Raw genomic sequence first — 18,334 nt, forward strand, 5'->3', positions numbered from 1 at the left:
CTGAGCATGCCGGCCTTGCGTATCGGCATCACCATAGGCCTGCGGGCGCCCGATGAAAGCCTGTGGGTCAACGGCATCAAGCAAAACGCGCTCAACCTGGCGTGCGTGCTGCTGGCTTCGCCCCTGGGGCACCGCGTGCAGCTGGTCAACACCACCGATGTGCCCATCACCGACCAGCTCCCGTGGGACCTCAAGGCCTTTCCGGTGGTCACGCTTGAATCCGTCAAAAACGACCTGGATGTCCTGATTGAGCTGGGCGGCGGCATCAGCGAGGAGCATTCGCTGCAGCTCAAGGCGGCCGGAACCCGGCTGGTGAGCTATTGCTGCGGCAGCGAGTACGTCGTGGTGCTGGAGTCCATACTCTTCGGGCGCCCCATCTGGCCCCATGGCGTCTACATGAACCGCCACTATGACGAGATATGGGTCATTCCCCAGGTGGCCAACAACTCGCGCTCCTTTATCCAGACGCTGAGGCGCTGCCCCACCAAGGTCGTGCCTTTTGTCTGGGATCCACGCTGGCTGGAAGGCAGCGTGGCAAACCTGCCCCATGGCGGCCGCTACCAGCCGGGCCGGCCCGCCAAGCGGCTGGCCGTCATGGAGCCCAATATGGATGTGGTCAAGGCCTGCATCTACCCCATCCTGATCGCCGAGACGGTTTTTCGCGCGCAACCTCAGCTGATCGAATACCTGAACGTATGCAGCGCCAAGCACCTGGCGGAGCAAAGCCGCGAGTTCCAGCTGCTGATGTTCCAGCTCGACATCGTCAATGCCGGCAAAGCCTCGTTCCTGGGGCGCTATGACACGGCGAACTTTTTGAGTGAACACGCTGATGTCGTGATCTCCAACCAGTGGGACAACCCGCTGAATTATTTTTACTTCGACGTCTGCTGGCTGGGCTACCCCATGGTGCACAACGCCTCCATGTGCACGGAGCTGGGCTACTACTACCCCGGCAACGATGTGGAGGCAGGCGCACGGCAATTGATCCAGGTGCTGGAGCGGCATGACGGCACGGCAGAGGCCTATGCACAGCAACAGCGGCAACACCTGCTGGCCTACACGGCAGCCAATCCTGAACTGGTCGCTACCTACGACCAGCTGCTCGCGGCGCTCCCGGCGCGGCGGGCAGCCTGAGGCCGGGCCGGCAACGCGCCATGACAACACCGCTTTCCGGCCTTCGCATCGGCATCACCATCGGCCTGCACCAGGAGGCCGAGACCCTCTGGAACAACGGCATCAAACAAAACGCCGTTTTCCTGGCAGAGGCCCTCAAGGCCTCCTCACTGGTCCGCTCGGTGCAACTGGTCAACACCACCGCCGTGCGCATCACGCCGGCGCTTCCGTGGGACCAGCAGCGCTGGCCTACCGTCACCTTTGACGACGCCAAAGATTCGCTGGACGTGTTGATCGAGCTGGGCGGCCAAATCAGCGCCAACCAGACGGACTACCTCAAACAGCGCGGCACGCGGCTCGTGTCTTATTGCTGCGGTTTTGAATACGTGCACACCATGGAGTCCATTCTCTTTGGCAGGCCTTTGTGGGGTTACGATCTCTTCGTCAACCAGCGCTATGACGACCTGTGGGTCATCCCGCAGGTGGCGCCCATCAGCCAGCACTATTTTTCAACGCTGCGGCGCAGGCCCGCCACCGTCGTGCCTTTTGTCTGGGACCCGATGTTCATCGAAGAGCGCAGCCGCGCCTTCCCCCATGCCGGCCAATACAGGCCGCGGCCCGGCCCGCGCCGCCTCAGCGTGATGGAGCAGAACCTGGACGTGGTCAAGTTCTGCCTCTACCCCATCCTGATTGCTGAAGAGGCTTACCGGCGAAAGCCCGACGCCATCGCCTACCTGCATGTGACCAACGCTGTGCGCCTGGCGCAGGAAAGCAAGGAGTTCGTCGCGCTCATGAACCAGCTCGACATCGTGCGCAAGCACAAGGCGTCTTTCCTGGGTGTTTTTGAAACACCGGCTTTTCTGAGCGAAATGACCGACGTCGTCATCTCACACCAGTGGGAGAACGCGCTCAACTACTTCTACCTGGAAGTTTGCTGGCAAGGCTACCCCCTGGTGCACAACGCCCATCTGTGCGCCGACCTGGGCTACTACTACGAGGGTAACGATGTGCAGGCGGGCTGCACGCGCCTGCTCGAGGTTTTTGACGGCCACGACGCGCAAGCCGATGCCTACACGGCGCGGCAACGCCAGCTGATCCAGCGTTATCTGCCTACCAACACTGCTGTGGTGGCCGGCTACGAAATGCTGCTAACCCGGCTGATGGCGACGCCGCTCACCTGAGCCTCCTTATTGCGGCGCGGCCAGAGACGAAAAAGCCCTCGCGCGGAGGGCTTTTTAATCCAGTCAAAAGGCAAGACTCAACCCGTGATTTCCTTCGCCGTGATCTGGTACTTGAAGTCGTCCGGCGCATAAGAATCAAAGCGCCCTGCTGCGTTTTCGCCCACGGGGTACATGAAAAAACCCAGCTTCTCGCCGGCGGACTTTGGCAGTGCTACGTCATGCGCCGTGTTGTAGGCCATCCAGTTGCCTTCCCAGCCGCCAAAGAGCGCCTTGTTCACGGGCTCCACCACCGGATTGCTGGTGGTCTTGATCCAGTCGGCTGTTTCCAGGCGCATGACCTTGGCCACATCGGCCGGATCCATGGCCACCCAGCCGTGACCCTTGAGATAAACCTCGGAGCGGCAATGCTGCGCGCCTTTGAGGCTGGCCGGGTTGCCCGACAGCTCTTTGTAGCCAAAGGCGGAAGGCACCAGGCGAATGCCGTAGACATCGCGCGCCGGCAGCCCCACCGAGCGGCACAGGCCGACAAACAGTGCATTCAGGTCGGCGCATTTACCGCCCAGGTTACCCGTCTCCAACATGGTTTTGATGTCGCCCTCGCCGCAGCCGCGCACCTTGGGCTCGCGGTAGGTATTGGCAACAATCCAGTCGTAGATTTTTTGCGCTTTTTCGACATCGGTCTTCGCGCCCTGGGTGGCGGCCAGCGCGGTCTTGCGCACAATGCCATCGGTCGGGATCAGCACGGTGGGGCGGGTGAAGTAGCGCAGCGTGTCGGCGCTTTCGGCGGCGGCGGTTTTCTGCGACCAGTCAATGGCCCGGCCTTGCGTCTGCACGCGGCTGGTCAACTCCACATAGGGCTGGGCCTCCCCGGCCGCAAACTCGGCGTAGAGCATCTTCGCGCCATCGCGGCCGTCCTGCGTCAACAGCGTGCTGCCGTTGCTCGAAAAACTGTTTCCCAGCGAATGCTGGTAGTCGCTGTTGACCGAAGGAATCGGCAGCCAGACCTTGGTGACACCTTGCGGCTTGACGATGTCAACGCGCGTGGTCACGTCAAAAGTGCGCCAGGCGCCGCTTTGAGGGGCGAAGTGGCGGCGGGTGGGCGCTGCGGCAGGGGCTTGGGCGAAGGTGACGGCGGGCAATGCCGCAGCCACGGCAGCTGCCGCGGTTTTCTTCAGGAAGGCTCGGCGTACGGTGGTCATGAAAAGATCTCCGGATGGGGTGAGGGCGACGTGCACCGCAGCAGGTAAAGATGCCGCAGGATGTCTGGGCCGCAATTATCGCCCCTGCCCCCTTCAAGGCTTGAGCAGCGCGGCAATCAGCTTTTCGGCCTCAGGGCTGGTCCAGTCAACCTCGCCCATGACCCGCTGTCGCGGCCGGCCGGAATGGTCGATCATCAACGTCGTCGGAAAGACCTTCACACCCCATTCCCGCGCTACCTTGCCGTCCAGATCCAGCAGCACGGGCAAGGTCACCCCGGTTGTTTTGGCGAATTGCAGGGCACGCGCCACCGGTTCTTTGAAGTTAATCGCCAGCACCAAAAGTTTGTCGGCGCCATAGAAATCGGCCACCTGCTGGAGTGTGGGCATCTCGGCCCGGCAAGGTTCACACCAGCTGGCCCAGAAATTGAGCATCACCGCCCGGCCGCGCAAGTCGGATGGGCGCCAGGTCTTGCCATGGGTGTCGACCAGCGAAAAAGCGGACACCGGGCCTGCCCAGGGCGACACCTCGTAAGCGGGGCCCGTCAAGCCCTGTGCGGCGGCCGTCGCCGCAGCCGCCGCTACAGCGCAGGCCGCCGGGTACTGCAGCAACAGGCGGCGTGACAGGCACCGTGGGTGCGGCAGCGATGGTTTTTTCATGGAAATGTAAGGAAGAGCAGCAGCCGCAGACTAACAGACGGGTGCGTTGAGGAGGCAAAAAGCCCCCTGCGGACAGATTTGGTCCTATATAAGCCCGGCCGGTCTTGCCCATCGGCGGTTTGAGCGGCACAGTCCTACACATCCGGTTTGCAAACTGCTTTTAAATCTTTCAATAACACTTAAATGGCTGATCTACCGTGAACTTGCCCCTCAAATTCCCCGGCCTCGCCGAAGCCCTGGCGACGGCATCCCCCCAATTCATCAACCTTTACGACGACACCCTGCCGAGCTCCTCTGGCTCAGCGGGCGGCGCAGCGGACGAAATCGCCGAAGGCCTGCTCGCCGAGGCGGCGACCGTGAGCCCGAAGTTCTTTTACAACGAGCTCGGCTCCAAACTGTTTGAAGCCATCACCGGCCTGGACGAGTACTACCCCACCCGCACTGAAGCCGGCATCTTCGAAGCCTCACATGCGCACTTCACGCGCGCGCTGGCGAGCGCCGGCATCACCCAACCCTGCCTGATCGACCTGGGCGCGGGCAACTGCGCCAAGGCCATGTCGCTGATTCCCCATCTGCAGCCGCGCCAGTACGTGCCCATCGATATCTCCGTCGACTTTTTGCGGGACGCGGCCGAGCAGGTGCAAAACAGCTTTCCGGCGCTCGACATCGTCGGCCTGGGCATGGATTTCTCGGCCGGGCTGGTACTGCCGGACCAAGTGCAGACCCATGACCGCGTGTTTTTCTACCCGGGCTCCAGCCTGGGCAACTTTCACCCCGGCCAGGCTTTGGAGTTTCTGCAACACATCGCCGACCCGGCGCAGGGCAAGGCGCGCGGCCTGCTGCTGGGCATCGACCTGGTCAAGAGCACGGAATTGCTGGAAGCCGCCTACGACGACGCGCTGGGCGTGACGGGCGCTTTCAACAAAAACCTGCTGCTCAACGTCAATGAACTGCTGGAATCGGACTTTGACGTGCGGCAGTGGCGCCATGTGGCCTTGTTCAATGCCGCGCAGTCGCGCATCGAAATGCACCTGGAGGCCGAGTGCGACCTCACGGTGCGCTGGCCTGGCCACGAGCGGCGCTTTGCCGCCGGGGAACGCATCCATACCGAGTGCTCTTATAAATACACGGTAGAAAGCATGACGGCACTGCTACAACAAGCCGGCTTCAGCCAGGTTGAATACTGGACCGACCCCAAAAGCTGGTTTGCGGTGTTCTGGGCCACCGTTTAAACGCGGCCAAAGAAAAAGGCCAATTTCCCACGAGAAATTGGCCTTCAGACGTCTTTAGCCCTCTTCAGCCCTTTAAGCACGGGCGCAAGCAGCTACCAAATCAATAGCAGCCGGATTGACGGCCCGGCTGCTTGATCAGGCGCGCTCGGTCACCCAGGCTTGCACAGACTTCAGCGCATCGCCCAGTTTGGATGCATCGGTGCCGCCCGCCATGGCCATGTCGGCCTTGCCGCCGCCCTTGCCGCCCACCTGCTGGGCCACAAAGTTCACCAGCTCGCCAGCCTTGACCTTGCCCACGCTGTCGGCAGTCACACCGGCGGCGATCTGCACCTTGTCGCCGTCGACAGCCGCCAGCACGATGACCGCCGTCTTGAGCTTGTCTTTGAGCTTGTCCATGGTGTCGCGCAGCGTCTTGGCGTCAGCGCCTTCAAGTTTGGCGGCCAGCACTTTCAGGCCCTTCACGTCCACGGCCTGAGTCAGCAGCTCATCGCCTTGCGATGAGGCCAGCTTGCCCTTGAGCGCGGCGATTTCCTTTTCAAGCGACTTGACCTGATCCAGCACCTGGCCGATACGGCCCTGCAACTCCGAAGGGCTGGCCTTGAGCGAGCCGGCCGCCGACTGCACGGTGGATTCAAGTGACTGCAGGTAGGCCAGCGCGTTCTCGCCGGTCACGGCTTCCACGCGCCGCACGCCGGCTGCCACACCGCCTTCGGCCACGATCTTGAACAGGCCGATATCGCCGGTGCGCTTGACGTGAACGCCACCGCAGAGTTCCTTGCTGGAGCCAATCGTCAGCACGCGCACGGTCTCACCGTACTTCTCGCCGAAGAGCATCATCGCGCCGGACTTTTGCGCGTCTTCCATGGCCATCACGCTGGCGTCGGTCGCCACGTTGGAGAGAATTTCAGCGTTCACGCGCGCCTCGATATCACGGATCTGCGCATCGGTGACCGGCGCGTTGTGCGCGAAGTCAAAACGGGTGCGCTCGGCGTTCACCAGGCTGCCCTTTTGCTGCACATGGTCGCCCAGTACTTCGCGCAGCGCCTTGTGCATCAAGTGTGTGGCGCTGTGGTTGCGCACGGTGGCGGCGCGCAAGGCCGTGTTGACCTGCGCCGTCACCGTATCGCCGACTTTCAGCGTGCCGGCTTCCTGTGTGCCGTGATGGCCGAACACATCAGCCTTGATCTTGAGCGTGTCATCCACGGTGAAGGTCGCGCCGCCCGCCGTCAACCGGCCCTGGTCGCCGACCTGGCCGCCGCTTTCGGCATAAAAAGGCGTGGTGTCCAGCACAACGACGCCGCTCTGCCCGGCGTTCAGCGCCTGCACGGCCACGCCGTCGGCGTAGAGGGCCAGCACTTTGGCGGGCTCTTCCAGCAACTCGTAGCCGGTAAAGGTATTGCCGCTGCCGATGTACTCCAGCGCCTTGTCCATCTTGAACTTGCCGGCTGCGCGCGCCTGGTTCTTTTGTTTGTCCATGGCGGCCTTGAAGCCGTCTTCATCGACTTCCACGCCGCGCTCACGGCAAACGTCGGCCGACAAGTCCAGCGGAAAGCCGTAGGTGTCGTGCAGCTTGAAGGCTACGTCGCCGGGCAACACCTTGGCGCCGCCGGCCAGGGCCGTGTCCAGAATCGTCATGCCGATTTCCAGCGTTTCAAAGAAGCGCTCTTCTTCGGCCTTGAGCACCGCGGTGATGCGGGCTTCGTCGGTTTTCAGCTTGGGATAGGCGTCGCCCATCAGCTTGACCAGGTCGGCCACCAGCTTGTGGAAGAAAGGCGTTTTTTTGCCCAGCTTGTAGCCATGGCGGATGGCGCGGCGGATGATGCGGCGCTGCACATAGCCCCTGCCTTCGTTGGACGGGTTGACGCCGTCGCTCACCAAAAACGCGGTGGCGCGGATGTGGTCGGCGATCACGCGCAGCGACTTGTTGTCCAGGTCCTTCTCGCCGGTCTCGCGTGCAGCGGCCTTGATCAGCGCCGCGAAGATGTCGATTTCGTAGTTGCTGTGCACATGCTGCAGGATGGCGGCCAGGCGCTCCAGGCCCATGCCAGTGTCCACGCAAGGCGCGGGCAGCTTGGTGACACTGCCGTCGGCGGCCATGTCGAACTGCATGAACACGTTGTTCCAGATTTCAATGAAGCGGTCGCCATCTTCGTCGGGGCTGCCGGGCGGGCCGCCGGGGATGTGGTCGCCGTGGTCGTAGAAGATTTCGCTGCAGGGGCCACAGGGGCCGGTGTCGGCCATCATCCAGAAGTTGTCGGACTTGTAGCGCCCGCCCTTGTTGTCGCCGATGCGGATCACGCGCTCGGGCGGCAGGCCAATCTCTTTGGTCCAGATGTCGAAGGCTTCGTCGTCTTCGGCGTACACCGTGGCCAGCAAGCGCTCGGGCGGCAGCTTGTAGACCTCGGTCAGCAGCTCCCAGGCCCACTTGAGCGACTCGCGCTTGAAGTAGTCGCCAAAGCTCCAGTTGCCCAGCATCTCAAAGAAGGTGTGGTGGCGCGCGGTATAGCCCACGTTTTCCAGGTCGTTGTGCTTGCCGCCGGCACGCAGGCAGGCCTGCACCGAGGCCGCGCGCACATAGGGGCGCTTGTCGGTGCCGAGGAACACGTCCTTGAACTGCACCATGCCCGAGTTGGTGAACATCAGTGTCGGGTCATTGCCGGGCACCAGAGAGCTGGACGGCACCACGGTGTGGCCCTTGGACGCAAAGAAATCGAGAAACGTCTTGCGGATTTCAGAGACGGTGATGACAGGCGCGGTGTTGGACGTGGGGGTGGATGTGCTCATGTTCTGCCAGTTGGGGCCGCCTGCAGCCAAAACAACGCGTTCCGGCTGCGGCGAAATGCCTAAATGCTTGATTTACTTAAACATTTGATTATAAGTTTGGCGGCTGGGGGGCGAATCCGGCCAATCAAGCTTTCCCGGCGGCGACAGCGGGGATAACGCCAACACGCTATGCTTAAAAGCTGCCCCAAACGGACCCAAAACGGCCCCAAAACAGCCTTTAGCCGCCCAACGCCCCCGCAGCGCACCAGAAAGAGACACGCCATGGACATGAAGACCTCCCCCATCTCCCTTCTCAAAGACCCCAGCCTGTTCAAGACCGACGCCCTGATCAACGGCCAGTGGGTCGCAGGCAAAGCCCGGTTTGACGTGAATGACCCTTCCAATGGCCGCAAACTGGCTGATGTGGCCAATCTGGGCCCCCAGGACGCCGAAGCCGCGATTGCCGCCGCCAACGCCGCCTGGCCCGCCTGGCGCAACAAAACCGGCAAGGAGCGCCACGCCATCCTGATCAAGTGGTACCAGCTGCTGATGGCCAACCAGGAGGACCTGGGCCGCATCATGACCGCCGAGCAAGGCAAGCCCTTTGCTGAAGCCAAGGGCGAGATCGCCTACGGCGCCAGCTTTGTTGAATGGTTTGCCGAGGAAGCCAAGCGCGTCAACGGCGAGACCCTGCCTCAGTTCGACAACAACCGCCGCCTGATGGTCATCAAGCAGCCCATAGGCGTGTGCGCGGCCATCACGCCGTGGAACTTCCCGCTGGCCATGATCACCCGCAAGGTCGCTCCGGCCCTGGCCGCCGGCTGCCCGGTGGTCATCAAGCCGGCCGAGTTGACCCCGCTGACGGCCCTGGCCGCGGCCGAGCTGGCCGTGCGTGCCGGCATCCCGGCGGGTGTGCTCAATGTGCTGACGGCCGACAGCGACAACTCGATTGCCGTGGGCAAGGTGTTCTGCGCCAGCGATACGGTGCGCCACATCAGCTTCACCGGCTCTACCGAGGTCGGCCGCATCCTGATGGCGCAAAGCGCGCCTTCGGTGAAAAAGCTGGCGCTGGAGCTGGGCGGCAACGCCCCCTTCATCGTGTTTGACGATGCCGACGTGGACTCGGCCGTGGAAGGCGCGATGGCCAGCAAATACCGCAACGCCGGCCAGACCTGTGTCTGCGCCAACCGCATTTATGTGCAGGATGGTGTGTACGACCAGTTCGTCGAAAAATTCGCCGCCAAGGTCAAGCTGCTGAAGGTAGGCAACGGCTTCGAAGACGGCGTGGCCCAGGGCCCGCTGATCGAAGACGCCGCTGTCGAGAAAGTGCAGCGCCACGTGGCCGATGCCGTGGCCAAGGGGGGCAAGCTGCTGGTGGGCGGCCACAAGCTGGAAGGCCAGTTCTTCGAACCCACCGTGATCTCGGAAGCCACGGCCGACATGCTCTGCGCCAAGGAAGAAACCTTCGGCCCCTTCGCGCCGGTGTTCCGCTTCCAGAAAGACCAGGAAGCCATCGACGCGGCCAACAACACCGAGTTTGGCCTGGCCAGCTATTTCTACAGCCGCGACATCGGCCGCATCTACCGCGTGGCCGAGGCGCTGGAGTACGGCATGGTCGGCATCAATGTGGGCGTGATCGCCACCGAACACGTGCCCTTCGGCGGCGTCAAGCAGTCGGGCCTGGGCCGTGAGGGCTCCAGCCACGGCATGGAGGAATACCTCGAGATGAAATACCTGTGCCTTGGGGACATCCAGCGTTAAGCTGTCACACCCATAACGAACCCGTCACCACGAACCCACATGCGCCTGCTGCTTGTAGAAGACGAAGCCGAAATGGCTTCATGGCTGGTGCGCGCTTTCAAGCAAAGCGGCTTTGTACCCGACCACGCACCGGATGCCGGCACGGCCGAGTCGCTGCTCGCAGGCAACGACTATGACGCGATCGTGCTTGACCTGCGGCTGCCCGACAAACACGGGCTCAACCTGCTGGCCGACATTCGCAAGGCCGGCAACCGCACGCCCGTGCTGGTGCTGACCGCGCAGGGCTCATTGCAAGACCGGGTCAAGGGCCTGAACGTCGGGGCCGACGACTTTCTGACCAAGCCCTTTGCGATTGAAGAGCTCGAGGCCCGCCTGGCCGCACTGGTGCGGCGCAGCCGAGGGCGTTCGCATGCGCCGCTGCAGTGCGGCTCGCTCTCATGCGCGCATGACAGCCGTGCCTTCACGCTGGCCGGCAGCTTGCTGCAGCTCACCCCGCGCGAGGGCGCGGCCTTGTCGGTGCTGCTGGCGCGCAGCGGCTCGCCGGTCGAGAAATCGCAACTCTCTGCCAAAGTCTTTCCGGCCGACAGCAATGCCGGCCCCGACGCCATCGAACTGGTGCTGCACCGGCTGCGCCGCAAGCTCGATGGCGGCGACGTGCGCATCGTCACCGTGCGCGGCCTCGGCTACATGCTGGAAAGCATCACGCCGGAAAGCCCCGTGCATGAAGATACTGCGGACTGACCCCGACCGCTTTGGCATTCGCGCGCGACTGCTGACGCTGCTGCTTCCGGCGGTTGTGGGCCTGCTGGCCCTGGACAGCTGGAACGACTACCGCGCCCTGCACAACCAGGTGCAGGACGCCTACGACCAGGCCATGCTCGAGTCCGTCCATGTACTGCGCGGCAGCCTCTCGGTGGCGCAGGACGGCGCCTTGCGCCTGAACGCTCCCCTGGCGGTGCAGGCGCTGGTGGATGCCACCGGCCCGCTGCAAAAGCACCTGCAAGTCAGGCTGACACCGCAAGGCGCAGCCCCCGCGCGCGAATGGACGCTGCTGGGCCAGACCGACCTGCCCGCACCGCCCTTGCAGCCGGCCTCAGCCACCTCAACCGCTTCTGCCTCCGCTTCGGCTGCCTCTTCCACCGTCTGGTACGACAGCTATTACCGCGACCACACGGTCCGCGTGGCGGCGCTCCAGAGCAAAGTGCTGGACGGCCGCGGGCAGGCCTTTGACCTGCTGATCCAGATCGCCGAAAGCACCGAGCCACGCGACCGGGCGCAGGCGGCCACGCTGCGGCAGGAACTGATACGCGACACCCGCATGGTGCTGGTGATGATTTTGCTGGTCTGGCTGGGCGTGACCTGGTCCCTGCGGCCGCTGGAGCGCCTGCGCAAAACCGTGCTGCAAAACAAGGGCCGCGACCTCGAGCCGCTGGACACCACCGATGTGCCGCATGAAGTGGCGCCGCTGGTCGACGCCGTCAACCAGCACCTGGCGAGCTATCGCGATTTGCTCGAGCAGCAGTCGCAGTTCCTGGCCGACGCATCGCACCAGCTGCGCACGCCGCTGGCCATCATGTTGACCCAGGCCGGTGTCGCGCTGCGCGAAAAAGACCCCGAGCAGCTTCACACCACCTTGCGCGCCATGGTTGTCCAGATCTCGCGCAGCCGGCGCCTGTGCGAGCAATTGCTGTCGCTGGCGCACGCCAATGAAAACGCGCCGCCGGAGGGCGCGCCCGGCATCACAGACCTCAACAACGTCGCCAGGGACGTGGTGCTGCAGTACTTGACACTGGCCCATGAAAAGAACCAGGACCTGGGCTGGGTGGACGCCCGGGAAGAGGCCGCTTCAATGCCCTCAGCTGAGCCCACGGAACCCGCTGTGCCCGTGCTGGCCCGCGGCCCCGAGCTGCATGAGGCGCTATCCAACCTGGTGCACAACGCCATCGCCTACACACCGGCCGGCGGGCACATCACTGTGATGGTGAGCGCCCACGAGGGCTTTGCGCTGGCTGAGGTGCGCGACGACGGCCCCGGCATTGCCCCTGAGCGGCGGGCCGGGGTGTTTGAACGCTTTCATTCCGGCGCATCCGGCAAAAGCGCGCATGGCGCCGGCCTGGGCCTGGCCATCGCGCGTGCTTACGCCAGGCGCAATGGCGGCGATATCGAGCTCACCGGCCCGGCCTCCGGCACGGGTTTGCGTGCGATCCTGCGGCTGCCCCTTGCGGCCGAAACACAGGGCTAAACCGCAGCGCCAAGCCGCGGCAGGCGGCTTCGTAGACCGTTAGTGATAACACGTATTTTGGCTTCGGCGACGCAAAACGAAAGCCGATTGGAAGCCTCGCTTCCTAACATCCGCTCCATCTGAACGCCTCGCCGGCCACGCCTTGTGCGCCCGGCAAAGGCCGAGGCACTACAAGGAGACACGGATGAAACACCCCCTATTGACGACAGCGCCCGCAGCGGCGCGGCACTGGAGCAAACCCCTATGAACATGAAGAACCGCAACTTCGTACGGGGCCTGTGCCTCATGGCGATCGCCCTGATCTTCGGCGGCGTGTCGCTCAACTACACCATCGGCGAGTTGAGCCGGTCAGGCCCTGGCATGTTCCCGCTGATCGTGAGCTCGTTCCTCTTTGTAATCGGCGTGCTCACCCTGGTGCGTTCGCACTTCGTCGAGCCCGTACCCCTGGACTACAACGTCAAGAACATCGCGCTCATCCTGCTGAGCCTGATCGGCTTTGCGGTGCTCTCCGAGTACGTCAACATGATCCTGGGCATCATCTTCCTGGTGTTCTGCTCCACCTTTGCCGGCACCTCCTATTCGGTGCTGCGCAACGTCAAGATCTCCGCGGGCCTGATCGCGGTGGCCTTCGGCTTTCAACACTTTCTCGGCCTTAACCTGCCGCTCTACTGATGGACGTCCTTCACAACCTCGCGTTCGGTTTCGAACACGCACTGACCCTGCAAAACCTTTTGTACTGCGCCCTGGGCTGCACGGTGGGCACGCTCATCGGCCTGCTGCCCGGGCTGGGGCCTTTGTCCACCATCAGCCTGTTGCTGCCGCTGACCTACTCGATTCCTACCGGCGCCGCACTCATCATGCTGGCCGGCATTTACTACGGCGCCCAATATGGTGACAGCGTCAGCGCCATCACCATGAAGATCCCGCACGCCAGCAGCATCGTGGCCTGTATCGACGGCTACCAGATGACGCTCAAGGGAAAAACAGGCCTGGCCCTGTTCACCGCCGGCGTCTCCAGCTTTATCGGCGGCACGGTGGCCATCGTGGTGCTGTCGACCATGGCGCCCGCGCTGGGCGAAGTCGGTTTCCTCTTCGGGCCGGCCGACTACTGCGCCCTCATGCTGCTGGGTTTTTTCTGCGTGAGCTTTGTCAGCAGCGGCAGCCTGCTCAACGGCCTGGCCATGGCCATGGTCGGCGTGCTGCTCGGCATGGTCGGCACCGACGTGAACAGCGGCGTGGCCCGCTACGCCATGAACCTGCCCTTCCTGCTCGACGGCATCGGCCTGATCAGCATCGCGCTGGGCTGCTTCGGTATCGCCGAAGTGGTGAAAAACCTCGACAACAAAAACGTGCTCACGCCCTTTAACGGCAAGATCAAACTCATGCCGACCTGGCCCGAGTTCAAGCGCATCATCCCCAGCGCCTTGCGAGGCAGCGTGATCGGCTCCGTCCTGGGCATCTTGCCCGGCGGCGGCCCCACGATCGCCCAGTTCGCCGCCTACGCCGCCGACAAGAAGTTCAGCAAATACAAGCATGAGATCGGCACCGGCTGCATCGAAGGCGTGGCCGGGCAGGCTGCTGCCGACGAAGCCGCCGCACGCACCAGCTTCATCCCGCTCATGGCCATCGGCATTCCTGAAAACGCCGTCATGGCGCTGATGATGGCGGCCTTCGTCGTCAAGGGCATACAGCCCGGCCCCAACATGATCGGCACCCACCCAGATTTGTTCTGGGGCCTGGTGGCCAGCATGTGGATAGGCAACTGCTTCCTGCTCATCCTCAACGTACCGCTGGTGCGCTACTGGCTGTCGGTGTTCAAGATCCCCTACACCGTGCTGTTCCCCGCCATCCTGTTCTTCTGCTGCATAGGCACGTTCAGCATCAACAACAGCCTGGACGACATCTACACCACCGCCTTCTTCGGCCTGATCGGGTATTTGTTCCTGCGCCTGGACATGGAGGCCGCTCCGCTCATGCTCGGCTTCATCCTGGGCCCCATGCTGGAAGAAAACTTCCGCCGCGCCATGCTGCTGAGCCGCGGCAGCTTCAATGTCTTCGTGAACCGCCCCATCAGCGCCACCCTGCTGGGCGCCATCGCCATACTCGTCGTATGGCAGCTGGTGGTGTTTATCCGCAAGCTGAGGCAATCACCCGACCACGTGATTCATCCGGCAGACAAGACGCCGGACGTACCCGCCACGCCTGCCACGCCGGCGCCCCTTGCCACCGCCGAGTAAGCCAGCCCCGGCGCCACAACCCACAGGCCCCTTCAACCCTCGCAAGCCGGGTTGAAGGGGCTTGTTTCATGCAGCCGTTGTGGTGAAATGAGCCTCCCCCTTCAGGAGACACGCCAACATGAACCGCAGACTCTTCGTACAGGCCGGCGCCGCTGCCGCTTGCGCTACTTTTTTGATAGCCGCTCACGCCCAATCCATGGGGGCCTCCGGCACAAAACGCCAGGGAATCGTGATCCAGGTCAGCGACAACGACCCGGCCAAATGGAACCTCGCGCTCAACAACGCCAAAAACCTGCAGGACGATGTAGGCGCTGCCAATGTCGACATTGAAATCGTCGCCTACGGCCCCGGCATCGGCATGCTCAAGCTCGAGTCACCCACCGGCGCCCGCATCGCCGACGCCGCCAAAGCCGGCGTCAAAGTCACCGCCTGTGAAAACACCATGCGCGGCCAGAAGCTGACCAAGGACGACATGCTTGCAGGCATCAGCTATGTGCCTGCGGGTGTCACTGAAATCATGAAGAAGCAGCACGAAGGCTGGGCGTACCTGCGGCCTTAAGCTCTCACGGTTGCTCAACCCCCTCCAGGCGGGCGGCCTGGATGGGACGGTGAAAGCGCTGGTTCAGCTTGCCGCGCCAATGGTTGATCACCAGGTAGATCAACTGGAAGCACACGGTAAAGATCACGATGACCAGGCCGATCAGAATCAGCCTGTCGCTCACCTTGGGCAGGGTTTCAATGGCACGCAGCGTGATGGTGGTGGCCTCCACCACACCCACCGCGGCGCCAAAGCCCGAAGACAGCACCATCACAAAAAACGCGCGAACCAGGCCCGTCACAAACAGCATGGCGGCAACTGGCGAGCCACTTCGCAACTGCCGCATCGCCTCGACAGCATGGTCAGACACATAGGCCGCCGCATACAGCGTGAGCGACAGCACCACGGCCAGCCAGGGCGACATGGCGAAGTGCCACTGGCCAAGGGCAACCGTAGCGGGCACGACGTTAACCAGGAAAAACATCACCACAAACGTAGGCACCGTCCGCAGCAGCGCGACCAGCCAGGCAGCCGGCGTGGAGGCCAGCCCGTTGCGAAACCGTGCGAGCGCCAGCGGCGCGCCCAGCAGCAAGCCGCCCAGCAAGGCGCAAATGGCAATCTGGAAATTGACCACCAGGCCCGAGAAGAAGTCCGGCAGGAACCGGGCAAGCACGTCAAGCATAAGACCCCCTGCTGAGGGCCAGCCGCGCCTGCCACATATTGGCCAGGCGATGCACCAGGGCCACCAGCAGCACATAAAAGATCAGCAAGAAGGTGTAGGTGCTGATGCGTTCGCTGGAAAACGAGGCCACGTCATTTAACGCAGACAGCAGCTCGGGCACACCCATCACCGACGCGGCGGGGCTGCCCCGGGTGGCGTTCACGATGAAGGCCACCATCTGCGCCCGGGCCCGGTAAACCGCGGCGCTCAAGGCAGGCTGCGCCGGCGCGCGCTCTTCACGCAGCGTGATCATGGCCTCTGCCACCGCCTGCCCCGCGTTGCTGCCGTTAAAAAGGCCCAGCACCAGCACGGCGGCGGCAAGCGCCACCAGGGGTGAGGTGGCGCCAAAAGCGCCGACCACCACACTAGCCAGGATCATCAGCAAAATCAGCGGCGTGGACTGCATGGGCCACAGCAGGCCGCGCATGGCCCCTCTCAGCCACGGATTGTGCGACGTCAGGCCCGCGCCAAAGGCCAGCGCAAACGCCCAGGTCGCAAGCACGGCGCCCGCCACCAGCAAAATGGAAAACCACACCCCTTCAAACAGCAGGTCAAACGCCACCCAGGTCTTGAACATGGCGAGAGTCACCTTGGTACCGGTTGTCTCATGAATGGCGTGTTCCAGCTGGTCAACCCGGTGCGCGAATGGCGTGGGCTCCAGCTGGTTGTCCAGCGGGGCCATCACGCAGAGGGGATCAATCAGGGAAGTGATCTGCGAGCAATGGCTGCTTGACCACAACTGGCGCTGCTGCTCCAGAAAGGGCGAGTCCACGCCATATTTTTTGGCCAGCGTCTGCAAGGCGCCCGAGATATGCAACTGCTGCATCGACAAGGCCAGCACGTCCGCCAGGCGCTGCCCGCCTTCACGCGACACGGCGACGCCCCAGGGCAGCGGCGCAAAGCCGAATTTGGTTTCATAAGCCGCCGCAAACGCGGGCTGCTGCAGGTAAGACGCAAAAAAACTGTCGTCCTGCGCCACCAGCGAACAGCCACCCAGCCGAAGCTCATCGACCAGGCTGGAGGCCTTGTCAAACAGCTTCAGCCGCGCGCCATTGACCGACAGCTCGGCATTGGTGCTGTTGCCCACCGTCACACAGACGGTGTTGCCGCGCAGCTTGACCATGCCGCCTATCTCAAGTTCTTTGCGCCCCAGCACAATGGTCTGCGACTGGTAGTAGTGCGGCCTGACAAAGACGGCCTCGCGGTCGCGCTGCAAGGTATGGCCCATGGTCGCAATGACCATGTCGACACGCCCTTCACCCAGCATGGCCAGGCGATTGGCCGGCGTGACCACCACAAACACCGGCGTCGCGCCCAGCGAGCCTGCCAGCTGGCGCGCCAGGTCGATCTCAAAGCCCTGCAGCACCCCGGCTTCCTCGAAGGCAAACGGCGGGTAACCGGTGCGTACACCCACCCTCAGGGTTTTGGTGCAGATGACCCGCGAGAGCACGTCGGCCGAGTCATCGCAACCTGGGGCTTTTTGCGGGCCGGCGGCCTGGGCCGCGGCCGGCGGGCTGACGCCCTGCCCCGCAGCGCTTAAACACAGCAAAGACAGCAATGACAGGCCGAGCGCCGGAGCAAGCCTGCGGATGCAAGCCGCAGCGTGCGCCAGGCAACGCATGGCAAGGCCGCTCTCATTGGCACGGCAAACCGGCATCAAGCCTCTCCGTGCTTCCAGCTGATTTCGACCAGGTCGAAGTCGACAAACCAGTATTCGCCCACACGATGAAGGCCCTCGCCCGTAAAACGCGACAACACCTCGGGGCTCAGGCTGGCCAGCTTTTGCAAGGGCAAAGGCGCGGACGCGCAATAGGCGACGCGGGCCTGCAGGCCCAGGCTGTTGGCCATGGCCTGCGTCTTGTTCACGTCGAGAAACACGTTGTGGGTCATCACGGCCAGCCCATTGGGCGCCAGGTGGTGCTTCAGCCCCTTCAAAAACTGGTCCACATGGCGCCGGCCATCGGGGCCGCCTGCGCTCCAGCTTGCAAGGCGGCCATCGTATTCAATATGTTCGGCGGCGAACTGCGGAAGGTTGGTCACCACCAGGTCAAAGCGTGCATCGCCGCACGCCTCCCACATGTCGCCGTGAACCAGGCTGGCCCTGGTCAGCAAATGCTCCTGGGTCAACAAATTCTGCGTCGCCTGAACAGCCAGGGCTTCCAGGTCCACGCCCACCGCACTTTCCGCACCCAGTGCCAACAGTGTGGCCATCACCACACCGCTGCCTGTGCCCATCTCCAGCACCCGGCACGCGTGCACACGCTCCGCATGCTGGCGAATGTAGAGCAGCAAGGCGGCGGTGTACTCGCTCGGGCTAAATAAGTTGGTGTCGTTCAAAGTCGCTCAAACAGGTTTCTGACATCGCGGAACGGCGGCCTTTTCGCTGGGAGCGAATGGCTTACAGCCTCAACCGAGCGATAGTAACCGATGGCTTACATTTTGCGACACGGGTGACTAGGTCGTAAAAACAACACGAAACAGTTCCAGGCGGTGACTGGCGCCCGCCCAGCCTGCACGCGGCCTTGCCCGAACCTGGCTGGCGCAGGTAAATTCGCTACCTATAATGGTTTTTGACGCGGGTGTAGTTCAATGGCAGAACTTTTGCTTCCCAAGCAAATAGCGTGGGTTCGATTCCCATCACCCGCTCCATTCCACTCCACATCGCTTCATACCGCCCAAGCCGTTGAATT

General features: G+C 63.1%; 15 protein-coding genes and 1 tRNA gene. 10 read left to right on the forward strand and 6 right to left on the reverse strand.

The annotated features are described in order from the left end of the window. Nucleotides 1-6: 6 nt before the first annotated feature. On the forward strand, nucleotides 7-1,134 hold the full coding sequence (locus tag BM408_RS17760; RefSeq protein WP_092131499.1) for a DUF2827 domain-containing protein: 1,128 nt from the start codon (nucleotides 7-9) through the stop codon (nucleotides 1,132-1,134). A gap of 20 nt (nucleotides 1,135-1,154) precedes the next feature. Next, on the forward strand, nucleotides 1,155-2,294 hold the full coding sequence (locus BM408_RS17765) for a DUF2827 domain-containing protein (RefSeq protein ID WP_092131500.1): 1,140 nt from the start codon (nucleotides 1,155-1,157) through the stop codon (nucleotides 2,292-2,294). 77 nt (nucleotides 2,295-2,371) lie between these two features. Here the strand turns inward: BM408_RS17765 and BM408_RS17770 are convergent, their stop codons facing one another. Together BM408_RS17770 and BM408_RS17775 are read right to left on the reverse strand one after the other, a co-directional pair. After that, nucleotides 2,372-3,493 (reverse strand): transglutaminase-like domain-containing protein, encoded by a 1,122-nt coding sequence (locus BM408_RS17770; RefSeq protein ID WP_092131502.1) that lies wholly within the window; start codon nucleotides 3,491-3,493, stop codon nucleotides 2,372-2,374. Between the two features lie 93 nt (nucleotides 3,494-3,586). Continuing rightward, complete coding sequence (locus BM408_RS17775) at nucleotides 3,587-4,150, reverse strand: TlpA family protein disulfide reductase (RefSeq protein ID WP_092131503.1); 564 nt, start codon at nucleotides 4,148-4,150, stop codon at nucleotides 3,587-3,589. Nucleotides 4,151-4,347: 197 nt separating this feature from the next. Between BM408_RS17775 and egtD the strand changes: the two genes are divergently transcribed. Continuing rightward, complete coding sequence (egtD, locus tag BM408_RS17780) at nucleotides 4,348-5,382, forward strand: L-histidine N(alpha)-methyltransferase (protein WP_092131505.1); 1,035 nt, start codon at nucleotides 4,348-4,350, stop codon at nucleotides 5,380-5,382. Nucleotides 5,383-5,517: 135 nt separating this feature from the next. Here the strand turns inward: egtD and alaS are convergent, their stop codons facing one another. Beyond that, nucleotides 5,518-8,166, reverse strand: coding sequence for an alanine--tRNA ligase (alaS, locus tag BM408_RS17785; protein ID WP_092131717.1), 2,649 nt, complete (start codon nucleotides 8,164-8,166; stop codon nucleotides 5,518-5,520). A 261-nt stretch (nucleotides 8,167-8,427) separates the two neighbouring features. On the opposite strand from alaS, the gene BM408_RS17790 reads away from it, so the two are divergent. The 6 genes from BM408_RS17790 to BM408_RS17815 all read left to right on the forward strand — a co-directional run bounded on the left by BM408_RS17790 (nucleotide 8,428) and on the right by BM408_RS17815 (nucleotide 14,944). Beyond that, on the forward strand, nucleotides 8,428-9,906 hold the full coding sequence (locus BM408_RS17790) for an NAD-dependent succinate-semialdehyde dehydrogenase (RefSeq protein ID WP_092131507.1): 1,479 nt from the start codon (nucleotides 8,428-8,430) through the stop codon (nucleotides 9,904-9,906). Between the two features lie 39 nt (nucleotides 9,907-9,945). Further along, a complete protein-coding gene (locus BM408_RS17795; RefSeq protein ID WP_092131508.1) occupies nucleotides 9,946-10,647 on the forward strand; it encodes a response regulator in 702 nt (233 codons plus the stop codon). Beyond that, nucleotides 10,628-12,148: a sensor histidine kinase gene (locus BM408_RS17800; RefSeq protein WP_092131510.1), complete on the forward strand. Its 1,521-nt coding sequence runs from the start codon at nucleotides 10,628-10,630 to the stop codon at nucleotides 12,146-12,148. Before BM408_RS17795 ends, BM408_RS17800 begins: the two co-directional genes overlap by 20 nt. 249 nt (nucleotides 12,149-12,397) lie before the next feature. Beyond that, the gene (locus BM408_RS17805) at nucleotides 12,398-12,820 is read left to right on the forward strand and encodes a tripartite tricarboxylate transporter TctB family protein (RefSeq protein ID WP_092131718.1); all 423 of its coding nucleotides are present in this window, start codon (nucleotides 12,398-12,400) and stop codon (nucleotides 12,818-12,820) included. Beyond that, nucleotides 12,820-14,385 (forward strand): tripartite tricarboxylate transporter permease, encoded by a 1,566-nt coding sequence (locus tag BM408_RS17810; RefSeq protein WP_254774864.1) that lies wholly within the window; start codon nucleotides 12,820-12,822, stop codon nucleotides 14,383-14,385. Before BM408_RS17805 ends, BM408_RS17810 begins: the two co-directional genes overlap by 1 nt. Nucleotides 14,386-14,503: 118 nt before the next feature. Next, on the forward strand, nucleotides 14,504-14,944 hold the full coding sequence (locus BM408_RS17815) for a DsrE family protein (protein ID WP_092131511.1): 441 nt from the start codon (nucleotides 14,504-14,506) through the stop codon (nucleotides 14,942-14,944). Nucleotides 14,945-14,948: 4 nt separating this feature from the next. Here BM408_RS17815 and BM408_RS17820 read toward each other — a convergent pair whose 3' ends face one another. From BM408_RS17820 to BM408_RS17830, 3 genes are read right to left on the reverse strand one after another with little or no spacing between them, the layout of a single operon-like run. Further along, complete coding sequence (locus BM408_RS17820) at nucleotides 14,949-15,605, reverse strand: ABC transporter permease subunit (RefSeq protein WP_092131513.1); 657 nt, start codon at nucleotides 15,603-15,605, stop codon at nucleotides 14,949-14,951. After that, complete coding sequence (locus BM408_RS17825; protein ID WP_092131514.1) at nucleotides 15,598-17,301, reverse strand: transporter substrate-binding domain-containing protein; 1,704 nt, start codon at nucleotides 17,299-17,301, stop codon at nucleotides 15,598-15,600. The genes BM408_RS17820 and BM408_RS17825 overlap by 8 nt, the downstream gene beginning before the upstream one ends. Continuing rightward, nucleotides 17,301-17,981: a methyltransferase gene (locus tag BM408_RS17830; protein ID WP_092131516.1), complete on the reverse strand. Its 681-nt coding sequence runs from the start codon at nucleotides 17,979-17,981 to the stop codon at nucleotides 17,301-17,303. Before BM408_RS17830 ends, BM408_RS17825 begins: the two co-directional genes overlap by 1 nt. Before the next feature lie 238 nt (nucleotides 17,982-18,219). Between BM408_RS17830 and BM408_RS17835 the strand changes: the two genes are divergently transcribed. Then, nucleotides 18,220-18,293, forward strand: a tRNA-Gly gene (locus BM408_RS17835). The last annotated feature ends 41 nt before the right edge of the window (nucleotides 18,294-18,334 follow it).

The organism is Polaromonas sp. YR568 (genome assembly GCF_900116715.1).
In the GTDB taxonomy this organism is placed as follows: domain Bacteria; phylum Pseudomonadota; class Gammaproteobacteria; order Burkholderiales; family Burkholderiaceae_C; genus Polaromonas.